Below are 20,512 nucleotides of genomic sequence, written 5' to 3'. Positions count from 1 at the left end.
ACCATGGTGGGCCCTCAGGACTTGCGGGCCACACCGCCGTAGATGTCCGTGGGTTCGGGGGTGGTGCCGGGCTCGGGGCGCCACAGGGGGCAGGAGACGATGCCCGGTTCCAGCAGTTCGAGGCCCTCGTAGTAGGCGGCGAGTTGCTCGGGGCTGCGCAGGACGTAGGGGATGGCGCCGGTGTCGTCGTAGCCCTGCTGGGCGGACTTGAGGGACTCGTCGGTGTCGGTGCTGTCGTAGTGCACGAAGTAGCTGCCGGAGGGCAGGGCGGCCTGGAGGCGTTGGACGATGGAGATGGCCTCCTTGTAGTCCTGGATGTGGCCGAGGATGCCCATGAGCATGAGGGCGATCGGCTTGTCGAAGTCCAGGATCCGCCGCGCGTTGTCGATGATCCTCTCGGGTTCGTGCAGGTCGGCGTCGATGTACTCCGTCACGCCGTCGCGGGTGCTGGTGAGCAGGGCCTCGGCGTGCCGGAGGACCAGCGGGTCGTTGTCGACGTAGACGATGCGCGCCTCGGGCGCGATGCGCTGGGCGACCTGGTGGGTGTTGTCGTACGTCGGCAGGCCGGTGCCGATGTCGAGGAACTGGCGGATGCCGAGTTCGCCCGCCACCAGGGTCACGGCGCGGATCAGGTACTGGCGGGAGGCGCGGGCCATGGTCTCGATGGTGGGGGCGACCTCGCGGTAGGCGTCGCCCGCGACGCGGTCCACCTCGTAGTTGTCCCTGCCTCCCATCCAGTAGTTCCAGATGCGGGCCGAGTGCGGCACCGTGGTGTCGATCTTGGACAACGCCTTCTGGGCGGGGGTGGACTGGCCGTCTGCCATGGGGGTCTCTCCTGCCATGCGTACGCGGATTAGCGGCTTAACGCCGGTGTCTGGTGGTGGTGCTCGGTCGCCCCGGTCCGGCACGGGGAGGGCCTGCGGGGCCGACGCGGGGTCATCGCCGCGCCTTGCGACAGGGCAAGCGGCAGGAATGGGTGGTGTGCACGGCCTCGGTGGCACGTGCGTCCCGTTGCCTTCACGGCGATGAAACCTCCTCGGTGCGGGCGGCAGGCCCTCCGTGTGCCGCGGGATGTGTCAGGCGATCAGGAAGTCCGCCTGGCCTGCCTTCGCGCCCTTGAGGAACGAGATCATCTCGTCACGGGAGTAGACCAGCGCGGGGCCTTCGGGGTCCTTCGACTGACGGAAGGCCACGCTGCCGTCGGGCAGCCGCTTGGCCTCCACGCAACTGCCGCCGTTCGTGCCGCTCCAGGGCTTGTGCCAGCCCTCGGTTCCCAGGTCGGCGGCGGGCATGCCACTGTAGATGGGGTCCTCGGATCGCATGGATCACAACTCCTTACGCAGTTCGCCCAGGATGTCCCTGGTTCGCGCGACCGGCTCCGCCTGCACGGACATCCGGTCCATTACTTCGAGATAGGTGACGACGTCCTCCGGCCGGTCGACATAGGTCGCGCCGGTGAGGTTCTCGGTGTAGACGACGTCGGGGAGTTCGGAGAATCCGAAGCGGAATTGGTGGAAGGGGCCGAAGGCACCCGGGTGCGCGCCCACGGAGACGGGCATGATCTGGATCCGGACATTCGGCTGCTCCAGGGCCTCCAGTATCCGGTCGATCTGCACCCGCATCACCTCGGCCCCGCCGACGGGCCGACGCAGCACCGTCTCATCCAGGATGGCCCAGATGGCCGGGGCTTCCGGCTTGGTGAGCAGGTCCTGGCGCCTGAGGCGCAGGTCCACTCGGCGGGCGATCTCCTCCTTCGACTCGTTGGGGAACCCGACCCGGAACAGCGCGGTGGCGTAGTCGTGCGTCTGCAACAGGCCGGGGACGTAGTGGGGTTCGTAGAGGCGGATGACGCTGGCTTCGCTCTCCAGGCTGACGTAGGCCTTGAACCAGTCGGGCAGCACGTCGCGGTACGTGTACCACCACCCCGGCTGGTTGGCCTGCCTGGCCATGGCGAGGAAGTCGTCGATCTCCAGCGCGCTGACGCCGTAGGCGCGCAGCAGTTCCCGCACGTACGGGATGCGCAGACCGACCTCGGCCTTCTCGATCCGGCGAACCGTCAGCGGCGTCACCTCGATGGCGCGTGCCGCGTCCTCGAACGACAGTCCCGCCTGCTCGCGCAGTTGCCGCAGGCGCTTGCCGAGAACTATTCGCAGGACGGTGGGTGCACTGCCGCCTGAGCGGTTCTCGCTCACATCCAACCTCCGGGAACGGCCGCCACAGTGTGAAGTGTGCCACGCCGTCGACGACACAGACAGAGCGATGTGGGTAGTTCTGAAATTATCAGAACGCCGCTTGCGTATCGATCCTCCCGGCGGCCATAGTGCCTAGCGTGACGTGGCCCACAACACGGACGCAGCGGGACCCAATTGTGTTTGCCAGCAAGGGAATTGATGGCGCGCCAGGTGCGCGCCCGGACGCGCGTGTGCGCGTGCGTGAGAGCAGCACCGGTCCGTCCCCGTCCGGCTACGTCGCCACCCACACCCCCCTCAGCGACCTGCGCACAACCAGGCATCCCTGCGACACGCCTGGCTGCACAGCGGAACGGCGGGTGGCTCGGGGCAGCCACCACCGCACCGCACCGCGCACAAAGGAGAACCGATGGCGGCATTCACGACACGGCACCAGGGGCCGTCACCCTCACCGGCCGACGGTGAGGAGCCTCTCCACCACCGCGCCACCGTCCCGGCCCACCCGTCCTGGGCCGCCACGGTACGGCGCACCGTCACCGAGCACCTCGCGGGCCTCCGGCTGCCACCCGAACAGGTCGACAACGCTGTCCTGATGGCCGACGAACTCTTCGTGAACGCCGTGCGACACGCGAGCCACGGCCCCACGGACACGGTCACCGTCATCATCGACTGCACCGAGCACGCCCTGCGCGTGACCGTGGCCGACAGCTCACCCGCGCTGCCGCAGTCACCCGCGGTGGTGGACGAGACGGCCGAATCGGGGCGCGGACTGACCATCGTGACCGCGCTGGCCGACGACTGGGGCGTGGCGGCGCCCGAGCCCGGGAACCCCGGCAAGCGCGTGTGGTTCACCCTGGGACGACCCGGGGTGTCCTTATGAAGGGCACACCGCCCCCCACACCGTCCCCCACACCGCCCCCCATGGCCTCCGGCCTCGCTTCCGCGCTCGCCAGCGAGCTGACGCGCAGAGCCGACGAGGACCGGGAACTGATGCGGCAGGCGGAAGCGAGCCCGCTACCAGCGCTCCGACGCCGTATCGCCCAGTGCCACCGGGACAACGCCGAGGCCCTCGCGACGATCGTGCGCCGCCATGGCTGGCCGACCGCCGATGTGGTGGGCCCGCACGCCTCGACCGCGGCCCTGATGATCCTGCTGCACGCCCCCGGCCCCGGCTTCCGGCGTAGCTGCCGCGACCTGATCGCCCGGGCCACGGCGGACGGGCGCTGCCCGGCGATCCATCTCGCCTACGTCGCCGACCACTGCGCCGTCGAGCAGGGGCAGCCGCAGTCCTACGGGACCCGGATCGACCCCCGGACCCTGCGCCCCTATCCCCTCGACGATCCCGACCACGTCGACGAGCGCCGCCGAGACGTCGGCCTGGGCCCGCTCCAGGAGCACGTGCGGGCGTTGCGGGCGCTGTGCGTCCACGACTGACCGGGCCTCACCACAGCGCTTGGTGGGCCGGGCAGGGGATGCCCGACGGGTCGCAGTCGGCGCACTTCTCGCAGTGCCGCCAGAACGCCCGCAACGCCTGCTGCCGACGCCACTCCGCGGCGATGCTTCCGACGCGCTGCCGGTAGCCGAAGGCACCCCCGCTGTCGTGCCACTGCCATCCGGGGGCCGGTGTCGCGGCCGTGGGACGGACACGCGCCTCGCGGGTACGGCGTTCCGTCACGGTGGGGGAAGGCTGCGGCCCGCGTGGACGCGGACCCGGGTCCGGTGTGGTCAGCAAGGTGATGCGGTCGGTGAAGTCGGGGTCGGGCAGCGGCAGGTCCAGGTCGTCGTCGACGTAGGCCACGGCCGCGGGCACGTAGTCGAGGACGGCGTTGACCTGTGCCGTGCGGAGGGCCAGGTCGGGGGCCTGCTCGTGGGCTTTCAGCCTCCTCGGGACACGCGGTGTCGTCGTGGACTCCGCTGGTGCGCCGTCCGGTTCACCGTGGTCGCGGGTGACGGCCGCGGCCTGGGTGTTCCACCACCACTCCGCTTCGGGTCGCTCGCCGTGAGCCATGTGGTGCAGGTACAGGCAGTAGGTCGCGGCGCTGTCTCCGGCGCCTGCCGCGTACTGCCACCAGAGCCGCGCGGAGTCCTCTCGTTCGGTGAGTTGCAGGATGCAGCCCAGCACGCGCGCCGCGGGCGGTTCGGGCAGGCAGCGGGCCACGAAGCGGCGCAGGCTGGACAGGGCGCCGTCGCTCATGACGGCCGTCTCGCACAGGGTGCGCAGGTCCTGCGCCGCGGCGTCCTGTTCATCCCCCGGCTCGGCCGCGGGCTCCGTGTCGTGCGGGTCGAGGGCAGGGCAGCGCCGGGCGGCGAGGCGGTCGGCCGCGGCGTTGATCTCCGCGAGGGTGTAGGGCTCGATGACCAGCCGGGCCCGGCCCAGCAGATGGTCAACGGGCGATGTCATCGGCGCGTTCCTTCTTGGCCAGGCCGAGGATCTCTTGCAGGCGGCGGCGTGCGTAGCGGGCGGTGGAGCGGACCGCCGCGGGGGTGATGCCGAGGTGTTCGGCGGTCTCGCGGACGGAGTGCCCGTGACTGTAGAGCAGCACGATGACGTCCCGCTGCCGTTCGGGCAGGGCCTCGATCGCCTGGAAGAGGTTCAGGCTTTCCTCCAGTTGCCCTATGGGGTCGACCGCCTCACGCAGCGCGGCGGTCTCGAAGGCGGCGGTCTCGATCAGCGACTCGCGTCGGCCGCGGGCCCGGGCGACATCGACAGTACGGTGCTTCATCACCTGCCAGGCGTAGGCCGCCGGGCTCTCCTTCGCCAGCACCTGCGGCCAGGTCGTGAGCAGTTGCTCGAACGCCCAGTCGACGGCCTCCTCGGCATCGGCCCGGTGTCGCAGGTACGTCCTCGCCCAGGCCACGTACGCCGGGCGGTGCATCCGGTGGAAGGCTTCGAAGTCCAGGGGCAGCTTGGTCATCGTCGTGACGCCCGTACGCGTTTCGAGTACGTCCTGTCTCACACCCGCCCGTCCCTGCGATCGCCCCGACGCTGACCGCCACCTAAGGAAAAAGACACGGGATTTCGCCCCTTCGATAAGCCAACGGGCCCACGGGCCCGGAAGGACGCGGCTCGCGCCCTCTGCCTGTGATGGCGTGGTGGAGTGCGCCATCGTGCATCCACCGGGCCCGGATTCTCACCCACCGAATCCGTTCGATTACGCACCAGCGCCACTCCGGGCCACCCGACGCCCCCTCCGCCACGCCCACCTGCGCGGCGACCAGCCCCACCAACTCCCCACCGACCAGCGCGTGACGAGCGTCACACAATATGCCTCAGGCAACCGAAAACGGCCCTACGCCCCGTTCGCGACCCTTTGCCTACGAACACTTCCGCGTTCGTCGCTCACGCGTTCCCCGCGGCGCGCGACGGAGGAGAACGACCGAGGGCCGGTCTCGGATGTCTCCGAAACCGGCCCTCATCTACGACTCTCACGAGTCGGGACGACAGGATTTGAACCTGCGACCCCTTGACCCCCAGTCAAGTGCGCTACCAAGCTGCGCCACGTCCCGTTGCCGTCTGACCTGGGGTTTCCCCCGGGTGAAACGCGCAGGGAAACAATACCGCACTCGGGTCCGTGGTCGCGCGCGGCATTTTCCGGCGGTGTGCGCTTGACCTGAAGTTTGGTTGAGGTTGCACGATCGGCGTTATGGCGATCATCGAGGCAAGCATCAAGGAACGCCTGTCGGGGCTCATGGGGCTGATGACGGGCGACGAGAAGCACGGGCCCGCGGCCACCTCCACGCTGGATGTGCTGTGGGTGCTCTACGACCGGGTACTGCGGGTCGGACCGGAGACGATGGCGGACCAGGGGCGGGACCGGTTCCTGTTGTCCAAGGGGCACGGGCCGATGGCGTACTACGCGGTGCTGGCCGCCAAGGGGTTCGTGCCCGTGGAGTGGCTGCCGGGGTTCGGGGCGTACGACTCGCCGCTCGGGCACCACCCGGACCGGATGCTGGTGCCGGGCGCCGAGATCGGCAGCGGGTCGCTGGGGCACGGGCTGCCGATCGCGGTGGGTACCGCGCTGGGGCTGCGGGCGCAGGGGCTGGACGATCCGGCGGTGTGGGTGCTGGTCGGCGACGCGGAGCTGGACGAGGGCAGCAACCACGAGGCCATCGCCTTCGCGGGGCCCGCGGGTCTTGAGCGGCTGCACACCGTCGTCGTCGACAACTCCTCCGCCAGCCACGCGCGGCCCGGCGGCATCGCCGCCCGCTTCGAGGCGGCGGGCTGGTCGGCGGTGACCGTCGACGGGCGGGACCACGAGGCGCTGTACGCCGCCTTCACCGCGCCGCATCCGGGGCGCCCCCATGTGGTCGTGGCCCGGGTGGAGGCCAAGTCCGGCTGAGGCGCCGGGTACGTCAACGAGACCTTCAGGACAAGGAGTTGTATCCCCTCATGGACACCATGCGTGAACGTTTCGGGCCCGTCGTCTCCCGGCTGCTCGACGAGGACCCCCGGGTCGCCGTCGTACTCGCCGAGATCGGCACCGACGGGTTCGAGGAGGCGCGGCGGCGCCACCCCGACCGGGTGGTCAACGTCGGCATCCGTGAGCAGTTGCTCATCGGCGCCGGGGCCGGGCTGGCGCTGACCGGGCTGCGGCCGGTCGTGCACACCTTCGCCAGCTTCCTGGTGGAGCGGCCGTTCGAGCAGGTCAAGCTGGATCTCGGGCATCAGGGGGTGGGCGCGGTGCTGGTCAGTGCCGCGGCGTCGTTCGACTGGCCCGCGGGCGGCTACACGCACATGGCGCCCGGGGACGTGGCCCTGCTCGACACCCTCGACGGCTGGACCGTGCATGTGCCGGGGCATCCCGACGAGGCCGAGACGCTGTTGCGGCGCGCGGTCGCCGCCGGGGACGACAAGGTCTATGTGCGGCTGTCGGTGCAGTCGAACACGACCGCCGTCCCCGTCGACGGCAAGCGGCTCCGCACCGTCCGCGAAGGGCGTTCCGGGGTCGTGGTCGCCGTGGGGCCGGTGCTCGACGCGGTGCTCGCGGCGACCGAGGGGCTCGATGTCACCGTGCTGTACGCGACGACCGTACGGCCCTTCGACGCGGCCGGGCTGCGGCGGGCCGTCTGGGCGGCCACGCCGGACGTCGTGCTGGTCGAGCCGTACCTCGCGGGCACCTCCACGGCCGCCGTGAACGACGCGCTCGCCGACGTCCCCCACCGGGTGCTCGGGCTCGGCGTCGGGCGGCGGGAGCTGCGGCGGTACGGGACCGTGGCCGAGCATGTCGCCGCCCATGGGCTCGACGCCGGGTCGCTGCGGGAGCGGATCGCCGGGTTCGTCTCAGGTCGCCTCGGGGCGCCCCAGGTCCGGGTGGGCGTCCAGTAGGCGGGTCGGGGCCGCCTGGCGCCAGGAGTCGGCGAGGATGTCCCGCAGCTCGCCCTCGTCCTCCAGGGCGGCGAGGCGGGCCCGTACCCAGGCGAACTGCGCCTCGTGGTCGGCGATCCAGAACTTCTCCGGCTCGGCGAGCACCAGTTCGTCGCGCTCCTCCTTCGGGCAGCGCACCGCGATGGAGGTCTCGTCCTCCGGCAGGGTGACGAACATCTTCCCCGCGACCCGGAACGTGGGCATGCTCCAGGCGGTCTTCTCCGTCGTATCGGGCAGGGACAGGGCGATACGGCGTACGTCTTCGGCGTGCGGCATGACAGGCACCGTAGCCGCCACCACTGACAATCAGCCGCTCAGCCGCTTGTAGTAGATCGTCGTCGGGCGCAGCTCGCCGTCCGGACCCGCCGCGTAGTCGGGGATGGCGCCGAGGCGGGTCCAGCCCGCGGAGCCGTAGAGGCGTTCGGCGGGGCTGCCGGTCTCGGTGTCGAGGTGCAGGAGGGTGATCCCGGCCGTGGCCGCCGCCGTCTCCGCGACGGTGAGCAGCCCGCGGCCGAGGCCCTGCCCGCGGGCCGTGCGGTGCACCATCAGCTTGACCAGTTCGGCGCGGTGGCGGCTGTTGGGCTTGTCCGGGAAGGCGAGGCTGACGGTGCCCACCACGCGGCCGGTGCCGTCCTCCCGCGCCACCCAGACGGCGAGCCGCCCGGCGGCCACGTCCGCGGCGCGCCCCCGCCACCAGGCGACGGCCTCCGCGCGGCCGAACGGCGGCATGAAGCCGACGGAGGCGCCGCCGTCCACCGTGTCGGTGAGCAGGTCCGCCAACTCGCCCGTGATCGCCAGTAGTTCACGCTCGTCCATCCTGACCGCCCTCACGGCAGCACCACCGCCAGCGCGTACCGCACGTCCTCCGGCCCCGCGCACCGGAACCGGGTCGGTCCCCACACCCGCAGCCGCAGACAGTCCCCGGTGCCGAGGTCGTGGGTGATGTCCCGCGCGGTCACCGACAGGGCGCCTTCCAGGACCCAGATGTGCTGTTCCAGGCCGGGTACGGGCGGACGGTCGTAGGCGATGTCGGCGCCCGCGGTGAGCCGTCCCTCGACCAGTTCGCCGCGCAGCCCGGCGTGCGGCGGGGACACGGACCGGCGGACGAACCCGGAGGCGCGGTCCTCCCACACGGGCTGGTCGGCGGCCCGCAGCAGCAGGGCGGGTTCGGCCTCGACCTCGCTGAGCAGCTGGGACATCGTGCGGCCGTAGACGGCGCACAGGCGGTTGAGCACGGCCGCGGTGGGGCTGATCTCGGCCCGCTCGGCGCGGGAGAGCGTCGACCGGCTGACACCGCTGCGCTCCGCCAGCTCCCCCAGGGACCAGCCGCGCTCGGCGCGCAGCTCGGCGAGGCGGGCGCCGAGACGGGTGTCGACGGGGTCGGGATCGAGAGTCGGGCGTTTCATATGCGGGATGCTATCCCAGATGCGAGACAGCCCGGGACGGGCCAACCAGATGCGGGACGCCCCTCACCGGGTTGCCGCCCGCAGCCCCTCCCCCACCCTGTCCGGCGTCAGCGGCAGCTCCCGGAAGCGGACGCCCGTCGCATGGTGGACGGCGTTGCCGATGGCCGCCGCCGTGCCGACGGTGCCGATCTCGCCGATGCCCTTGCTGCCCATCGGGTTGACGTGCGGATCCTCCTCGTCGATCCAGTGCGCCTGGACGTCCGGGACGTCGGCGTGCGCGGGCACGTGGTACATCGCCAGGTCGCACTCCGCGAAGTCGCCGAACGCGGCGTCCAGGGTGGCGCCCTCGGTCAGCGCCATGCCGAGCCCCATCGTCATCCCGCCGATGAACTGCGAGCGCGCGGTGCGGGCGTTGAGGATCCGCCCGGCCGCGTACATGCCCAGCAGCCGCCGTACCCGGACCTCCCCCGTGACCGTGTCCACGGCGACCTCGGCGAAGTGCGCGCCGAACGCGTGCCGCGCGTAGGGGCTGTCGGCGTCCGCCCGGCCGGTGGTGTCGGCGTGGGCGGCGAGGCCCTTCGGGGGCAGCGGCCCGGCGTGCACGGCCAGCGCCGCCGCCAGCCGGGTGCACGCCCCGTGCACCGACCAGCCCCAGGACGAGGAGCCCGAGGAACCCCCGGCCAGCGGCGCGGGCGGCAACGCGGTGCTGCCGATCTCCGTGCGCACGCGCTCCAGCGGTACGCCGAGCGCGTCGGCGGCGATCTGGGCGAGGACGGTACGGGCGCCGGTGCCGATGTCGGTGGCGTTGACCCGGACGACGAAGGTGCCGTCGGGCAGGGCGTGCGCGCTCGCCGTGGACGGGGACACCAGGACCGGGTAGGTAGCCGCGGCCACCCCCTGTCCGACCAGCCAGGGTCCCTCGCGCGTGCGGTCGCGGGACCAGCCGAACCGGTGGGCGCCCTCGCGCAGGCACTCCACGAGGTGGCGGCTGCTGAACGGCCTGCCGCTGTCGGGTTCGGTGTCCGGCTCGTTGGTGATCCGCAGCTCGATCGGGTCCATGCCCAGTTCGTCGGCGAGTTCGTCCATGGCCGACTCCAGCGCGTACATCCCGGGCGTCTCGCCGGGCGCGCGCATCCAGGACGGGATCGGCACGTCGAGCGGTACCACGCGGTGCACGGTGCGGCTGTGCGGGGCGGCGTACATCACCCGGGCCGGGACCGCCGCCTGCTCCACGAACTCCTTGATCCGGGAGGTGTGCGTGGTCACCTCGTGCAGCACGCTGGTCAGCCGCCCGTCCGCGCCCGCGCCGAGGCGGACGCGGTGCAGCGTCGGCGCCCGGTGCCCGACGACGGACGGCAGCACCCGGCGGTGCAGGGCGAGGGTCACCGGGCGGCCGGTGTGCCGGGCGGCCAGCACCGCGAGCACCACGTCGGGGCGCGGAGTGCCCTTGGAGCCGAAGCCGCCGCCGACGTGCTCGGCGGTGACCGTGATCCGGTCCTCCGGCATGTCGAGGAGCGCGGCGAGCACGGCCCGTACCGCCGTGGTGCCCTGGCTGGAGGTGTGCACCAGCAGCCGGTCACCGTCGAAGTGGACGGTGCTGGCGTGCGGCTCCATGGGGTGGTTGTGCAGCGGCGGCACCCGGTAGACGGTGTCCAGCCGCACGGTGGACTCGGCGAACACGCCCTCGGGGTCGCCCCGTTCAGTGCGGGCCGGGTACCCCGCGTTGGCCTCTTCGGGCTCGTAGAGGTCCGGGTGGTCGGCGCGCAGCGTCACGTCGTACGCCTCCGCGTCGTACGCCACCCGCACCTCGGCGGCACCGGCCCGCGCCGCCTCCGGGGTCTCGGCGACGACGAGGGCGACGAACGCGCCGTGGAACGGCACCCGGTCGTCCTGCAGCACCCGGAGCATCGGATCGTCCGGCGCGGTCAGCCGTGGCGCGTTGTCGTGGGTGAGTACGGCGATGACGTCCGGCAGGGCCAGGGCCCGGGCGGCGTCCACGGAGCGGATCCGGCCGCGGGCGACGGCGGCGGTGACCGGCCAGGCGTAAGCCCCGTCCGGCGGGTGGTGCTCGGCGGCGTAGCGGGCCCGGCCGGTCACCTTCTCCCGGCCCTCCCGGCGCTCGACGGGCGCGCCGACGGCGGTCTGGGAACGGACGGTGAGCGTGCTGGCCATCAGGTCCTCCGGTGCAGGGAGCGCAGGACGTCCACGGCGACGTCATGGGCGAGGGCCACCTTGTAGGCGTTGTCCCGCAGCGGCTCGGCCGCCGCCAGTTCCAGGCCCACGGCGTGCTCGAACGCGTCGGTGGCCGGGGCGACGCCCAGCAGCGCCTGTTCCGCGCGCCGGGCCCGCCACGGCCGGTGGGCGACGGCGCCGAGGGCGAGCGCGACATGGCTGATCACCCCGTCGGTGACCTGGAGCACGGCGGCGGCCGAGGCGAGGGCGAAGGCGTAGGAGGCGCGGTCGCGGGCCTTGCGGTAGCCGGAGGGCAGCCGGGCCGTGGCGGCGGGCAGCACCACGGCCGTGATCAGCTCGCCGGGGCGGATGTCGGTGTCCCGGTCCGGGTGCTCGCCGGGCAGCCGGTGGAAGCCGGTCACGGGAACGCTCCGCTCGCCCTCGACGCCGTACAGCTCCACGCGCGCGTCCAGGGCGGCCAGCGCCACCGCCATGTCCGAGGGATGGGTGGCGATGCACCGCGCGGAGTGCCCGAGGACGGCGTGGTCGCGGTGGACGCCGTCGCGGGCGCCGCACCCGCTGCCCGGCTCCCGCTTGTTGCAGGGCTTGGTGACGTCCTGGAAGTAGGCGCAGCGGGTGCGCTGGAGGAGGTTGCCGCCGGTGGTGGCGGCGTTGCGCAGCTGCCCCGACGCGGCGGACAGCAGCGCCTGGGACAGCGCCGGGTAACGGTCGCGGACGGCGGGGTGGGCCGCGAGGTCGCTGTTGCGGACGGTGGCACCCACCCGCAGCGAGCCGTCGTCCAGCTCCGTCACGTCGTCCAGGGGCAGCCTTCGTACGTCGATCAGGGTGCCCGGCCGTTCGACGCCCAGCTTCATCAGGTCGACCAGGTTGGTGCCGCCCGCGAGATAGCGGGCGCCCGGCGCGGCGGAGTAGGCGTCGGCCGCCTCCTCGACGGTGGTGGCGCGGACGTAGCCGAAGGGTTTCACGTCAGTACGTCCTCCACCGCGTCGACGATGTGCGGATAGGCGCCGCAGCGGCACAGGTTGCCGCTCAGCCGTTCCCTGATCTCGTCCCGGGTGAGCGGCACCGGCCGCCCGGCGGGCACGTCGGCGCCGGTCACGTGGGAGGGATGGCCCGCTTCGGCCTCGGCGATGGCGCCGACGGCGGAGCAGAGCTGGCCGGGGGTGCAGTAGCCGCACTGGAAGGCGTCGCGGTCGAGGAACGCCCGCTGGAGCGGGTGCAGCCCGTCCCCGTCGGCGAGGCCCTCGACGGTGGTGACGGCCGAGCCGTCCAGGGCGACCGCGGGCAGCAGGCAGCTGTTCATCCGCCGCCCGTCGACGAGCACCGTGCAGGCCCCGCACTGCCCCTGGTCGCACCCCTTCTTGGTGCCGGTCAGCCCGAGGTCCTCGCGCAGCAGGTCCAGCAGGACCCGGCGGTGGTCGACGGTGAGGGTGTGCGCGGTGCCGTTGACCTCGACCGTGATGACGGAGCTGTATGCGTCCACATCCATGCGACCAGCGTGGGGCACGTGACACACTCCGGCACGCTGAGCGCGCCCCATAGGGGCGGGCGCGGGGAACGGCGCGAGCAACCACGACGGGCCCCGCGGCAGACCACTCACCCCCCGGCGACGCCCGCCAACGCCCCCAGAACAGGCTGGATCAGCGGATGCGCCTCCGCCCCGCGCCGCACCGCCGCGAACACCCGCCGCGTGGGCGCGACCCCGTCGACGGGCCGCACCACGACCCCGCTGAGCGACATCCCCCGCAGCGCCGACCGCGGCACCAGCGCCACGCCCGCGTCGGCGGAGGCCAGCGCCACCACAGCCCGGAAGTCGTCGGACAGGTGCTCGAGGCGCGGCTGGAACCCCGCACTCTCGCAGGCCAGCACCACCACGTCATGGCACGGATTGCCGGGGTACGGCCCGATCCACGAGTCCTTCGCCAGCTCCGCCAGCGGCACCTCCGCCGCGTCCGCGAGCCGGTGGCTGACCGGTACGACCGCGTCGAACGGCTCGGCGTACAGCGGTACGTGCGTCAGCCGGGGGTCGTCGGCGGGCGGCGCCCCCCGGTACTCGACGGCGACGGCGATGTCCACCTGCCGGTCGAGCACCATCGGCAGGCTGGCGTCGCCCTCGGCGTCCTGTACGCGCAGCCGGATGCCGGGCGCGGACTGGGCGAGGCGGGCCAGGGCGGGCGCGACGACCAGCGCGATGCCGGTGGCGAAGGAGGCGACGGTGACCGTCCCGGCCGCGCCGGAGGCGTACGCGGCCAGCTCGGCCTCGGCCCGCTCCAGCTGGGCGAGGACGGCGTTGGTGTGGCTGAGCAGGATCTCACCGGCCGCGGTCAGCCGTACGCCCTTGGCGCCGCGCTCGACGAGCCGGTGGCCGGTCTCCTGTTCCAGCGCGGTGAGCTGCTGGGAGACGGCGGACGGGGTGAGGTACAGCGCGGCGGCAGCCGCCGTCACCGTGCGGTGGTCGGCCACCGCACGGAGGATGTGGAGCCGCCGCGCCTCGATCATGCGACCGATTCTCTCAGGTCAGGCGGCCAGCTCCGCGCGGGCGGCGACGAAGGCGTCCACGGCCCGGTTGACGTCCTCGGTGGAGTGCGCGGCGGACAGCTGGACGCGGATGCGGGCCTGGCCCTGCGGGACGACCGGGTAGGAGAAGCCGACCACGTAGACGCCGCGCTCCAGGAGCAGCTCCGCCATCCGGCCCGCCTCGGCCGCGTCACCGATCATCACCGGGGCGATCGCGTGGTCACCGGCGAGGATGTCGAAGCCCTCCTCGGTCATCCGGCGCCGGAACAGCGCGGTGTTCTCGCGCAGCCGGACGCGCAGGTCGTCCGCCGCCTCCAGCAGGTCCAGCACCTTCAGGGAGGCCGCCGCGATCACCGGGGCGAGGGTGTTGGAGAACAGGTACGGCCTCGACCGCTGGCGCAGCAGGGCGACGATCTCGGCGCGGGCGGCGACATAGCCGCCGGAGGCGCCGCCGAGGGCCTTGCCGAGGGTGCCGGTGATGATGTCGACGCGGTCCATGACGCCGTGCAGCTCGGGGGTGCCGCGCCCGCCGGGGCCCACGAAGCCGACGGCGTGCGAGTCGTCGACCATGACCATGGCGTCGTAGCGGTCGGCGAGGTCGCAGATCTCGCGCAGGGGCGCCACATAGCCGTCCATGGAGAACACGCCGTCGGTGACGATCAGGCGGCGCCGGGCGCCTCCTTCGACGGCCTCCTTCAACTGCTGTTCCAGGTCCGCCAGATCACGGTTGGCGTAGCGGAAGCGGCGGGCCTTGGACAGGCGGATGCCGTCGATGATCGAGGCGTGGTTGAGGGCGTCGGAGATGACGGCGTCCTCGGGGCCGAGCAGGGTCTCGAAAACGCCGCCGTTGGCGTCGAAGCAGGAGGAGTACAGGATCGTGTCCTCCTGGCCGAGGAACGCCGACACCCGGGCCTCCAGCTCCTTGTGCACCTCCTGGGTGCCGCAGATGAAGCGCACGGAGGCCATGCCGTAGCCCCAGCGGTCCAGGGCCTCGTGGGCGGCGGCGATCACCTCGGGGTGGTCGGCGAGGCCGAGGTAGTTGTTGGCGCAGAAGTTGAGGACCTCGCCGGGACGGCCGCCCGCGGTCACGTTCACCGTCGCGGACTGCGGGGTGCCGATGACCCGCTCGGGCTTGTGCAGTCCGGCGGCGCGGATCTCGTCGAGGGTGGCGCGCAGATCGTCGCGCACGGAGTCGAACATCGGAGAAGCTCCTAAGGAATGACGCGAGGGATTACGCGAGGAATGGTGCGAGGGATAACGCGAGGAATGACGCGACGGATTACGCCGTCCAGTCGAGGATGACCTTGCCGCCCCGGCCGCTGGCGGCGTCGGCGAACGCCGCCTCGAAGTCGCGGTAGCCGTAGCGGCCGGTGATCACGGGGGCGAGGTCGAGGCCGCCCTCCAGCAGCACCGACATCGCGTACCAGGTCTCGAACATCTCCCGGCCGTAGATGCCCTTGATCGTGATCATTGAGGTGACGATCCGGGCCCAGTCGACCGGGAACTCCTCGGCGGGCAGGCCGAGCATGGCGATCCGGCCGCCGTGGGTCATGTTGGCGATCATGTCGCGCATGGCGACGGGGTTGCCGGACATCTCCAGGCCCACGTCGAAGCCCTCGCGCAGGCCGAGTGCGCGCTGCCCGTCGGCGATCGAGGACCGTGAGACGTCCAGCGCCAGGCTGACGCCGACCTTGCGGGCCAGCTCGAGGCGCTCCTCGCTGACGTCGGTGATCACGACGTTGCGGGCACCGGCGTGCCGGGCCACCGCCGCCGCCATCAGCCCGATCGGTCCGGCGCCGGTGATCAGCACGTCCTCGCCGACGAGCGGGAAGGACAGCGCGGTGTGCACGGCGTTGCCGAACGGGTCGAAGATCGCGGCGACATCGAGGTCCACGGGCACCCGGTGCACCCAGACGTTGGCGGCGGGCAGCGCCACGTACTCGGCGAACGCGCCGTCGCGGCCGACGCCGAGGCCGACCGTGGCGCGGCACAGGTGGCGGCGCCCGGCGAGGCAGTTGCGGCACTTGCCGCACACCAGGTGGCCCTCGCCGCTGACCCGGTCGCCGAGGGCGATGTCCGCGACGTCCCGGCCGGTCTCCACGACCTCGCCGACGAACTCGTGGCCGAGCACGAGCGGGGTGCGGATCGTCTGCTGGGCCCAGCCGTCCCAGGACCGGATGTGCAGGTCGGTGCCGCAGATGCCGGTGCGCTGCACCTTGATCAGTACGTCCGTGGGCCCGACGGCGGGCTCCGGGACGTCCGTGAGCCACAGGCCGGGCTCCGCCTTCTCCTTGACCAGCGCCTTCAACGCTACGGCTCCTGAGGGTGAGACCCCGCGACCGGGCATGCCGAAGGCGCCCGCGACGGGGGGAAGGAGTGGAAACGCCTAGCAATCTGCCGTATCGGCGGACCCCGGGTCCATCGAGGATTTCTTAAGCACCGCCGAAGGTTTCCTTCACACCGTCCGTCAGGGCCCGTGCCCGTCGCCGCCCCGCTCCAGCTGTGCGGCGAGATCGGCGGCCGTCGACTTGATGGTGTCCAGACCGGCCCGGCCCCAGGCCCGTGGCCGTACGTCGGCCACCGACACCGTGCCGAGCACCATGCCGGTGGTGTCGATCAGCGGCGCGCCGAGGTAGGAGCGGATGCCGAACCCGTCGACGACCGGGTTGCCCGCGAACCGCGGGTAGTCGCGTACGTCCTCCAGGACGAGGGCCTTGTGCCGGACCACCACATGGGGGCAGAAGCCGTGGTCGCGGGGCAGGTAGCGGCCGATCAGCGGCCGGGTGCCGTCGTCCCGCACGGCCGGTCCGGCGGGCGGGGTGTGCAACCCCGCGAAGAACTGGCCGCGTTCGTCGAGAAAGTTGACCATGGCGTACGGCGCCTGGGTGTGACCGGCGAGCCGGGCGGCGAACGAGTCGAGGGCGGGTTCGGGGCGCTCACCGAGGCCGAGGTGGCGCAGCCGCCGCGCGCGGGCGGGGGCCTCCTTGTCGTCGGGGGTGAGCAGCAGCCGACCGACCGGATGCGGCGGCTCGTAGCTCATGGCCGGGCTCCGTCGCGATGGGCGTGTGTCATGTGCGGCTCCGTGCGGTGGGTGCGGGTGTCACATGGAAGCGCCATGGCTCGGCGCGGGCGCCGGGGCATGGGCGATGAGGTGCCGGACGAGGGTCAGCAGGGTCTGGACGCCGGAGGCGGAGATCCGGGCGTCGCACAGGACGACGGGGATCCGCTCGTCGAGGTCGAGGGCGGCGCGTACCTCGGCGGGGTCGTAGCGGTGGCCGCCGTCGAACTCGTTGACGGCGACGATGAAGCCGAGTCCGCGTTCCTCGAAGAAGTCGACGGCGGCGAAGCAGTCCTCCAGGCGCCGGGTGTCGACGAGGATGACCGCGCCGAGGGCGCCCTCGCACAGTTCGTCCCACATGAACCAGAAGCGCTGCTGTCCGGGGGTGCCGAAGAGGTAGAGCACGTGCTGCCGGTCGAGGGTGATCCGGCCGAAGTCCATGGCGACGGTCGTCTCGACCTTGTTCTCGACACCGGTGAGGTCGTCGGTGGCGGCGCTCACGGTGGTGAGCAGTTCCTCCGTGCTGAGGGGCGCGATCTCGCTGACGGCGCCGACGAAGGTCGTCTTGCCGACCCCGAAGCCGCCCGCCACGAGGATCTTCAGGGCGGTGGGGAAGGGATCCTCCCCGTCGGGATCGGCGCGGTCGGGATCGGCGCGGTCGGGATCGGCGCGGTCGGGTCCGCCGTAGTCGGGTCCTGCGTGGTTCTCGGGTCCTTCGTAGTTCTGGGATCCTTCATGGTTATGGGGTCCTCCATAGTTCTGGGGTCCTTCATAGTCGGGGCCGGAGCGGCCGTCGTAGTCAGAGCTGTCGTCGTAGTCCATCGAGCACTGCCTCCAGAAGGGCCCGGTCCGTGGGGTTGTGGTGGAACGCGGGGGGCTTGGTGGTGAGCGCCCCGCTGTCGAGGAGGTCCGCCAGCAGCACCTTGGTGACGGCCACCGGCAGTTTCAGGTGGGCGGCGACCTCGGCGACCGGGACAGGCGCTCGGCACAGGTTCAGGACCTGCGCGTGCTCGGGGCCGAGGTAGCCGAGGGGGGTGGCCCCGGTGGCCATCACCTGCGACATGAGATCGAGAACGGTGCTCGGACGGGTCCGTCCGTTGCTGACCGCGTAGGGGCGTACCAGCCGTCCGGCCGCGTCGTCCAGCCACGGCCCGTCACCGGCCGCCGCCACGCTCAAGGCCTCAGCGCCGTGGGTTCGACGGCGTGCTGGCGGGGCGCGGTGACCAGGTACGGGCGGACGCTCTTGACGAGCATCGCCATCTCGTAGCCGAGCACGGCCGCGTCGGCCTCCCGGCCCGCCAGTACCGCGAGACAGGTGCCGGATCCGGCGGTGGTGACGAACAGCAGCGTCGAGTCGAGTTCGACGACGACCTGCCGGACGTCACCGCCGTCGCCGAAGCGGATTCCGGCGCTGCGGCCGAGGGAGTACAGGCCGGACGCGAGGGCGGCCATGTGGTCGGCGCTGTCCGGGTCGAGGCCGTGAACCGACTTCACGAGGCCGTCGCTGGACAGGAGCACCGCACTGCTGGTGTGCGGTACGCGCTGCACGAGGCCGCTCATCAGCCAGTCGAGATCGGATACATGGCCGGTGGGCGTGTCACTCGCCATGGGGGATCGACTCCTTGGGGTACGGGTGTCCGCGTCAGCGGTGGGGGGCAGGGGCGGGGTCGGGAGCGCGTCGGGTGCGGTGGTCATCCGCCCGATGGGCTCCCGTCGTGCCGGGTGGTGGTGTGGTCGGGGGCGGGCGTGATGCCGGGCGGCTCCGACGCGGCGGAGGTGTGCACCGGTCTGGGTTCCAGGGGCGTGAGGCGCCCGCCGTAGGTCACGCCCACGGGAGCCGCGTCCAGGCCCTGTTGGGCCTCGGCGAGGCTGATGCCGCGCTGGAAGGCCGCCATCAGGTTCGGGTCGTGGCCGACGTGGTGCTCGTCGTCCTGGCGGGGCAGGGGGCCGCCGCGCAGCTGGGGTACGAGGTGTTCCTGGGCGCGGCGCCTGGGCAGTTGGGGCTTGCCCATGGTGCCGCGGACGGTGCCGGTGCGCGGGACGGGCGGTGCGGCGGTGTGCTCGGCGACGACGCGGTCCTCGGGGCGGATGCCGGGCACGGCGTCGGCGGGGGTGGGCCGCTGGGTGTGGTCGCCGCGGACGGGAAGCGGTCCGGGGGTGGCGCCGGGGGTGGCGCCGAGCGTGCCGCCGGGCGTGCCACTGAGCCGGGACGGCTGCTGGGGGTGCGGTGGTACGGCGGTGGCGGCGGGTGTCTGGCCGGTGGCGGCGGGCGGCTGCGGGAGCGTGCCGAGGAGCCCCTGGGGGACGACGATGACGGCCTGGACGCCGCCGTAGATGTTGCCCTGGAGGCGGACGGTGATGCCATGGCGCCGGGCGAGCTGGGAGACGACGAACAGGCCGATGCGGCCGTCCGCGAGCAGCCGGGCGACGTTGACCTGGTCGGGGTCGGTGAGCAGGGCGTTCATCTTGGCCTGCTCAGCGACGGGCATGCCGAGGCCGCGGTCCTCCACCTCGATGGCGAGCCCGGAGGTGACATGGCTGGCGCGCAGCAGCACATGGGTGTGCGGGGCGGAGAACACCGTGGCGTTCTCGACGAGTTCGGCGAGCAGGTGGATGACGTCGGCGACGGCGTGGCCGCGCAGGTCGCCGTCGATGGGCGGGGCCAGCCGGACCCGGGAGTACTGCTCGACCTCGGCGATGGCCGAGCGCAGCACCTCCGTCATGGTGACCGGGTTGCTCCACTGGCGGCGGGAGACGGCGCCGCCGAGGACGGCGAGGTTCTCGGCGTGGCGGCGGGTGCGGGTGGCGAGGTGGTCGACGTGGAAGAGGCCCTTGAGCAGTTCGGGGTCCTCCATCTCGTGCTCCAGCTCGTCGAGGATGGAGATCTCGCGGTGCACCAGGGACTGCAGCCGCCGGGCGAGGTTGACGAAGACCTCGAGCTTCTGTTCGCTGCGGGTGCGGCTGGAGAGCTGGGCGGCCTGGACGACGGCGGTGACGGCGGCGTCGTGCGCGCGGGAGAGGTCGGCGGCGAGCAGTTCGAAGTCGTCCGCGTCCTCGGGCGGGCCGCCGCGCGGCTTGCGCTGGGGCGGGGTCTCGCCGCGGCGCAGTGCCTCGACGAGGGACCGCAGATCGGCTTCGCGGCGGGCGGTGCCGCGGCGCAGGGCGGTGAGGCGGTCCCGTACGGACCGGGCGGCGCGGCCCGCGGCGATCGCGGCGATCACGATGCCCGCGCCGGTCACGAAGAGGGCTCCGGCGAGCACCGCCCACAGGGTGGGGCCGGGGCGGGCGCCGGTGGAGCGGACGGTGAACAGGACGGCCGCGCAGGCGCTGAGGGCGACCGCGGTGGGCGGCAGTACGGCGAGCCGCAGGAGCTGCGGCCGTATGTGGGCCTCGGGCAGTGCGGGGGCGGGGCGGGCGACCGGCCGTCCGTGCCGCCCGCCGCCCTCACGGCGGTCTGCGCGTGCGGCCGGTGCGCGGAGGTGAGACATCGGCGTCCTCGTACTGGTCCGTCGGTCGGGGGCCTTGTCGGGAGGGCCGGGAATTCGGCCCCGCGTCGCCCGACGGACACTCACAGTAGTCGCCTGTGCCACACGTGCGGTGGGCAGTTGACAAAGTCCCTCGCCCTTCGTCCCGCTCTGGTATGAGGCTTCGCACGGGAGTCCGACAAGAGGCCGGAACAACGGTCGCGCGCCCGGAAGAAGTCGAACTTCCCTGATCAGAAACGCTCATGACGGGTCACCGATGTAGCGCGAGGTCAACTCCGCACCACCCCTTCATCCCTTCG

General features: G+C 72.4%; 23 protein-coding genes and 1 tRNA gene. 4 read left to right on the top strand and 20 right to left on the bottom strand.

What is annotated here, in order from left to right; all coding sequences use genetic code 11:
• Positions 1 to 14: 14 nt before the first annotated feature.
• The 3 genes from ACFVQG_RS06710 to ACFVQG_RS06700 form a co-directional block, all read right to left on the bottom strand.
• Positions 15 to 824, bottom strand: coding sequence for an SAM-dependent methyltransferase (locus ACFVQG_RS06710; RefSeq protein WP_383377573.1), 810 nt, complete (start codon positions 822 to 824; stop codon positions 15 to 17).
• 252 nt (positions 825 to 1,076) lie between these two features.
• A complete protein-coding gene (locus ACFVQG_RS06705; protein ID WP_383377571.1) occupies positions 1,077 to 1,322 on the bottom strand; it encodes a DUF397 domain-containing protein in 246 nt (81 codons plus the stop codon).
• Positions 1,323 to 1,325: 3 nt separating this feature from the next.
• On the bottom strand, positions 1,326 to 2,192 hold the full coding sequence (locus ACFVQG_RS06700) for a helix-turn-helix domain-containing protein (protein ID WP_383377569.1): 867 nt from the start codon (positions 2,190 to 2,192) through the stop codon (positions 1,326 to 1,328).
• A 406-nt stretch (positions 2,193 to 2,598) separates the two neighbouring features.
• Here ACFVQG_RS06700 and ACFVQG_RS06695 point away from each other — a divergent pair, with 406 nt between their 5' ends.
• Together ACFVQG_RS06695 and ACFVQG_RS06690 are read left to right on the top strand one after the other, a co-directional pair.
• The gene (locus ACFVQG_RS06695; protein ID WP_383377567.1) at positions 2,599 to 3,069 is read left to right on the top strand and encodes an ATP-binding protein; all 471 of its coding nucleotides are present in this window, start codon (positions 2,599 to 2,601) and stop codon (positions 3,067 to 3,069) included.
• Between the two features lie 41 nt (positions 3,070 to 3,110).
• Positions 3,111 to 3,623 carry a DUF6624 domain-containing protein gene (locus tag ACFVQG_RS06690; RefSeq protein ID WP_383377565.1) on the top strand — a complete coding sequence of 171 codons (513 nt, stop codon included), beginning with the start codon at positions 3,111 to 3,113 and terminating at the stop codon, positions 3,621 to 3,623.
• Positions 3,624 to 3,630: 7 nt separating this feature from the next.
• Here ACFVQG_RS06690 and ACFVQG_RS06685 read toward each other — a convergent pair whose 3' ends face one another.
• From ACFVQG_RS06685 to ACFVQG_RS06675, 3 genes are all read right to left on the bottom strand, one after another.
• Positions 3,631 to 4,590 (bottom strand): hypothetical protein, encoded by a 960-nt coding sequence (locus ACFVQG_RS06685; protein WP_383377563.1) that lies wholly within the window; start codon positions 4,588 to 4,590, stop codon positions 3,631 to 3,633.
• Positions 4,574 to 5,104 (bottom strand): RNA polymerase sigma factor, encoded by a 531-nt coding sequence (locus ACFVQG_RS06680; RefSeq protein WP_383377977.1) that lies wholly within the window; start codon positions 5,102 to 5,104, stop codon positions 4,574 to 4,576. Before ACFVQG_RS06680 ends, ACFVQG_RS06685 begins: the two co-directional genes overlap by 17 nt.
• A gap of 518 nt (positions 5,105 to 5,622) precedes the next feature.
• Positions 5,623 to 5,696: transfer RNA gene (locus ACFVQG_RS06675), tRNA-Pro, on the bottom strand.
• Between the two features lie 137 nt (positions 5,697 to 5,833).
• On the opposite strand from ACFVQG_RS06675, the gene ACFVQG_RS06670 reads away from it, so the two are divergent.
• Positions 5,834 to 6,529 (top strand): transketolase, encoded by a 696-nt coding sequence (locus tag ACFVQG_RS06670; protein ID WP_383377561.1) that lies wholly within the window; start codon positions 5,834 to 5,836, stop codon positions 6,527 to 6,529.
• 50 nt (positions 6,530 to 6,579) lie between these two features.
• Positions 6,580 to 7,515 carry a transketolase family protein gene (locus ACFVQG_RS06665; RefSeq protein WP_383377559.1) on the top strand — a complete coding sequence of 312 codons (936 nt, stop codon included), beginning with the start codon at positions 6,580 to 6,582 and terminating at the stop codon, positions 7,513 to 7,515.
• On the opposite strand, the gene ACFVQG_RS06660 is transcribed toward ACFVQG_RS06665, so the two are convergent.
• The 14 genes from ACFVQG_RS06660 to ACFVQG_RS06595 all read right to left on the bottom strand — a co-directional run bounded on the left by ACFVQG_RS06660 (position 7,471) and on the right by ACFVQG_RS06595 (position 20,216).
• Entirely contained in the window at positions 7,471 to 7,830 is a 360-nt protein-coding gene (locus ACFVQG_RS06660) for an MmcQ/YjbR family DNA-binding protein (RefSeq protein ID WP_383377557.1), read from the bottom strand. The two genes, ACFVQG_RS06665 and ACFVQG_RS06660, sit on opposite strands and share 45 nt — an antisense overlap.
• Before the next feature lie 30 nt (positions 7,831 to 7,860).
• Positions 7,861 to 8,370 carry a GNAT family N-acetyltransferase gene (locus ACFVQG_RS06655; protein ID WP_383377975.1) on the bottom strand — a complete coding sequence of 170 codons (510 nt, stop codon included), beginning with the start codon at positions 8,368 to 8,370 and terminating at the stop codon, positions 7,861 to 7,863.
• Positions 8,371 to 8,381: 11 nt separating this feature from the next.
• Positions 8,382 to 8,960, bottom strand: a complete 579-nt coding sequence (locus ACFVQG_RS06650; protein WP_383377555.1) for a helix-turn-helix domain-containing protein — start codon at positions 8,958 to 8,960, stop codon at positions 8,382 to 8,384.
• Positions 8,961 to 9,023: 63 nt separating this feature from the next.
• Positions 9,024 to 11,132: a xanthine dehydrogenase family protein molybdopterin-binding subunit gene (locus ACFVQG_RS06645; RefSeq protein WP_383377553.1), complete on the bottom strand. Its 2,109-nt coding sequence runs from the start codon at positions 11,130 to 11,132 to the stop codon at positions 9,024 to 9,026.
• Positions 11,132 to 12,118: an FAD binding domain-containing protein gene (locus ACFVQG_RS06640; RefSeq protein WP_383377551.1), complete on the bottom strand. Its 987-nt coding sequence runs from the start codon at positions 12,116 to 12,118 to the stop codon at positions 11,132 to 11,134. The genes ACFVQG_RS06645 and ACFVQG_RS06640 overlap by 1 nt, the downstream gene beginning before the upstream one ends.
• Positions 12,115 to 12,642 carry a (2Fe-2S)-binding protein gene (locus ACFVQG_RS06635; protein ID WP_383377549.1) on the bottom strand — a complete coding sequence of 176 codons (528 nt, stop codon included), beginning with the start codon at positions 12,640 to 12,642 and terminating at the stop codon, positions 12,115 to 12,117. The genes ACFVQG_RS06640 and ACFVQG_RS06635 overlap by 4 nt, the downstream gene beginning before the upstream one ends.
• Positions 12,643 to 12,749: 107 nt before the next feature.
• Positions 12,750 to 13,652, bottom strand: coding sequence for a LysR substrate-binding domain-containing protein (locus ACFVQG_RS06630; protein ID WP_383377547.1), 903 nt, complete (start codon positions 13,650 to 13,652; stop codon positions 12,750 to 12,752).
• A gap of 18 nt (positions 13,653 to 13,670) precedes the next feature.
• Entirely contained in the window at positions 13,671 to 14,870 is a 1,200-nt protein-coding gene (locus tag ACFVQG_RS06625) for a glycine C-acetyltransferase (RefSeq protein ID WP_383377545.1), read from the bottom strand.
• Between the two features lie 79 nt (positions 14,871 to 14,949).
• The gene (gene tdh / locus ACFVQG_RS06620) at positions 14,950 to 15,978 is read right to left on the bottom strand and encodes an L-threonine 3-dehydrogenase (protein WP_383377543.1); all 1,029 of its coding nucleotides are present in this window, start codon (positions 15,976 to 15,978) and stop codon (positions 14,950 to 14,952) included.
• A gap of 159 nt (positions 15,979 to 16,137) precedes the next feature.
• Complete coding sequence (locus ACFVQG_RS06615; protein WP_383377541.1) at positions 16,138 to 16,710, bottom strand: GAF domain-containing protein; 573 nt, start codon at positions 16,708 to 16,710, stop codon at positions 16,138 to 16,140.
• 60 nt (positions 16,711 to 16,770) lie between these two features.
• The gene (locus tag ACFVQG_RS06610) at positions 16,771 to 17,331 is read right to left on the bottom strand and encodes an ATP/GTP-binding protein (RefSeq protein ID WP_383377973.1); all 561 of its coding nucleotides are present in this window, start codon (positions 17,329 to 17,331) and stop codon (positions 16,771 to 16,773) included.
• 196 nt (positions 17,332 to 17,527) lie between these two features.
• Positions 17,528 to 17,899, bottom strand: coding sequence for a DUF742 domain-containing protein (locus ACFVQG_RS06605; RefSeq protein ID WP_383377971.1), 372 nt, complete (start codon positions 17,897 to 17,899; stop codon positions 17,528 to 17,530).
• 2 nt (positions 17,900 to 17,901) lie between these two features.
• Positions 17,902 to 18,336 carry a roadblock/LC7 domain-containing protein gene (locus tag ACFVQG_RS06600; protein ID WP_383377539.1) on the bottom strand — a complete coding sequence of 145 codons (435 nt, stop codon included), beginning with the start codon at positions 18,334 to 18,336 and terminating at the stop codon, positions 17,902 to 17,904.
• Between the two features lie 83 nt (positions 18,337 to 18,419).
• On the bottom strand, positions 18,420 to 20,216 hold the full coding sequence (locus tag ACFVQG_RS06595; protein ID WP_383377537.1) for an ATP-binding protein: 1,797 nt from the start codon (positions 20,214 to 20,216) through the stop codon (positions 18,420 to 18,422).
• Between the last annotated feature and the right edge of the window lie 296 nt (positions 20,217 to 20,512).

The sequence above is a fragment of the Streptomyces sp. NPDC057877 genome (assembly GCF_042796855.1).
In the GTDB taxonomy this organism is placed as follows: Bacteria; Actinomycetota; Actinomycetes; order Streptomycetales; family Streptomycetaceae; genus Streptomyces.
The sequence above is the reverse complement of the archived record's forward strand: the minus strand, read 5'-3'. Positions and strand labels throughout refer to the sequence as shown.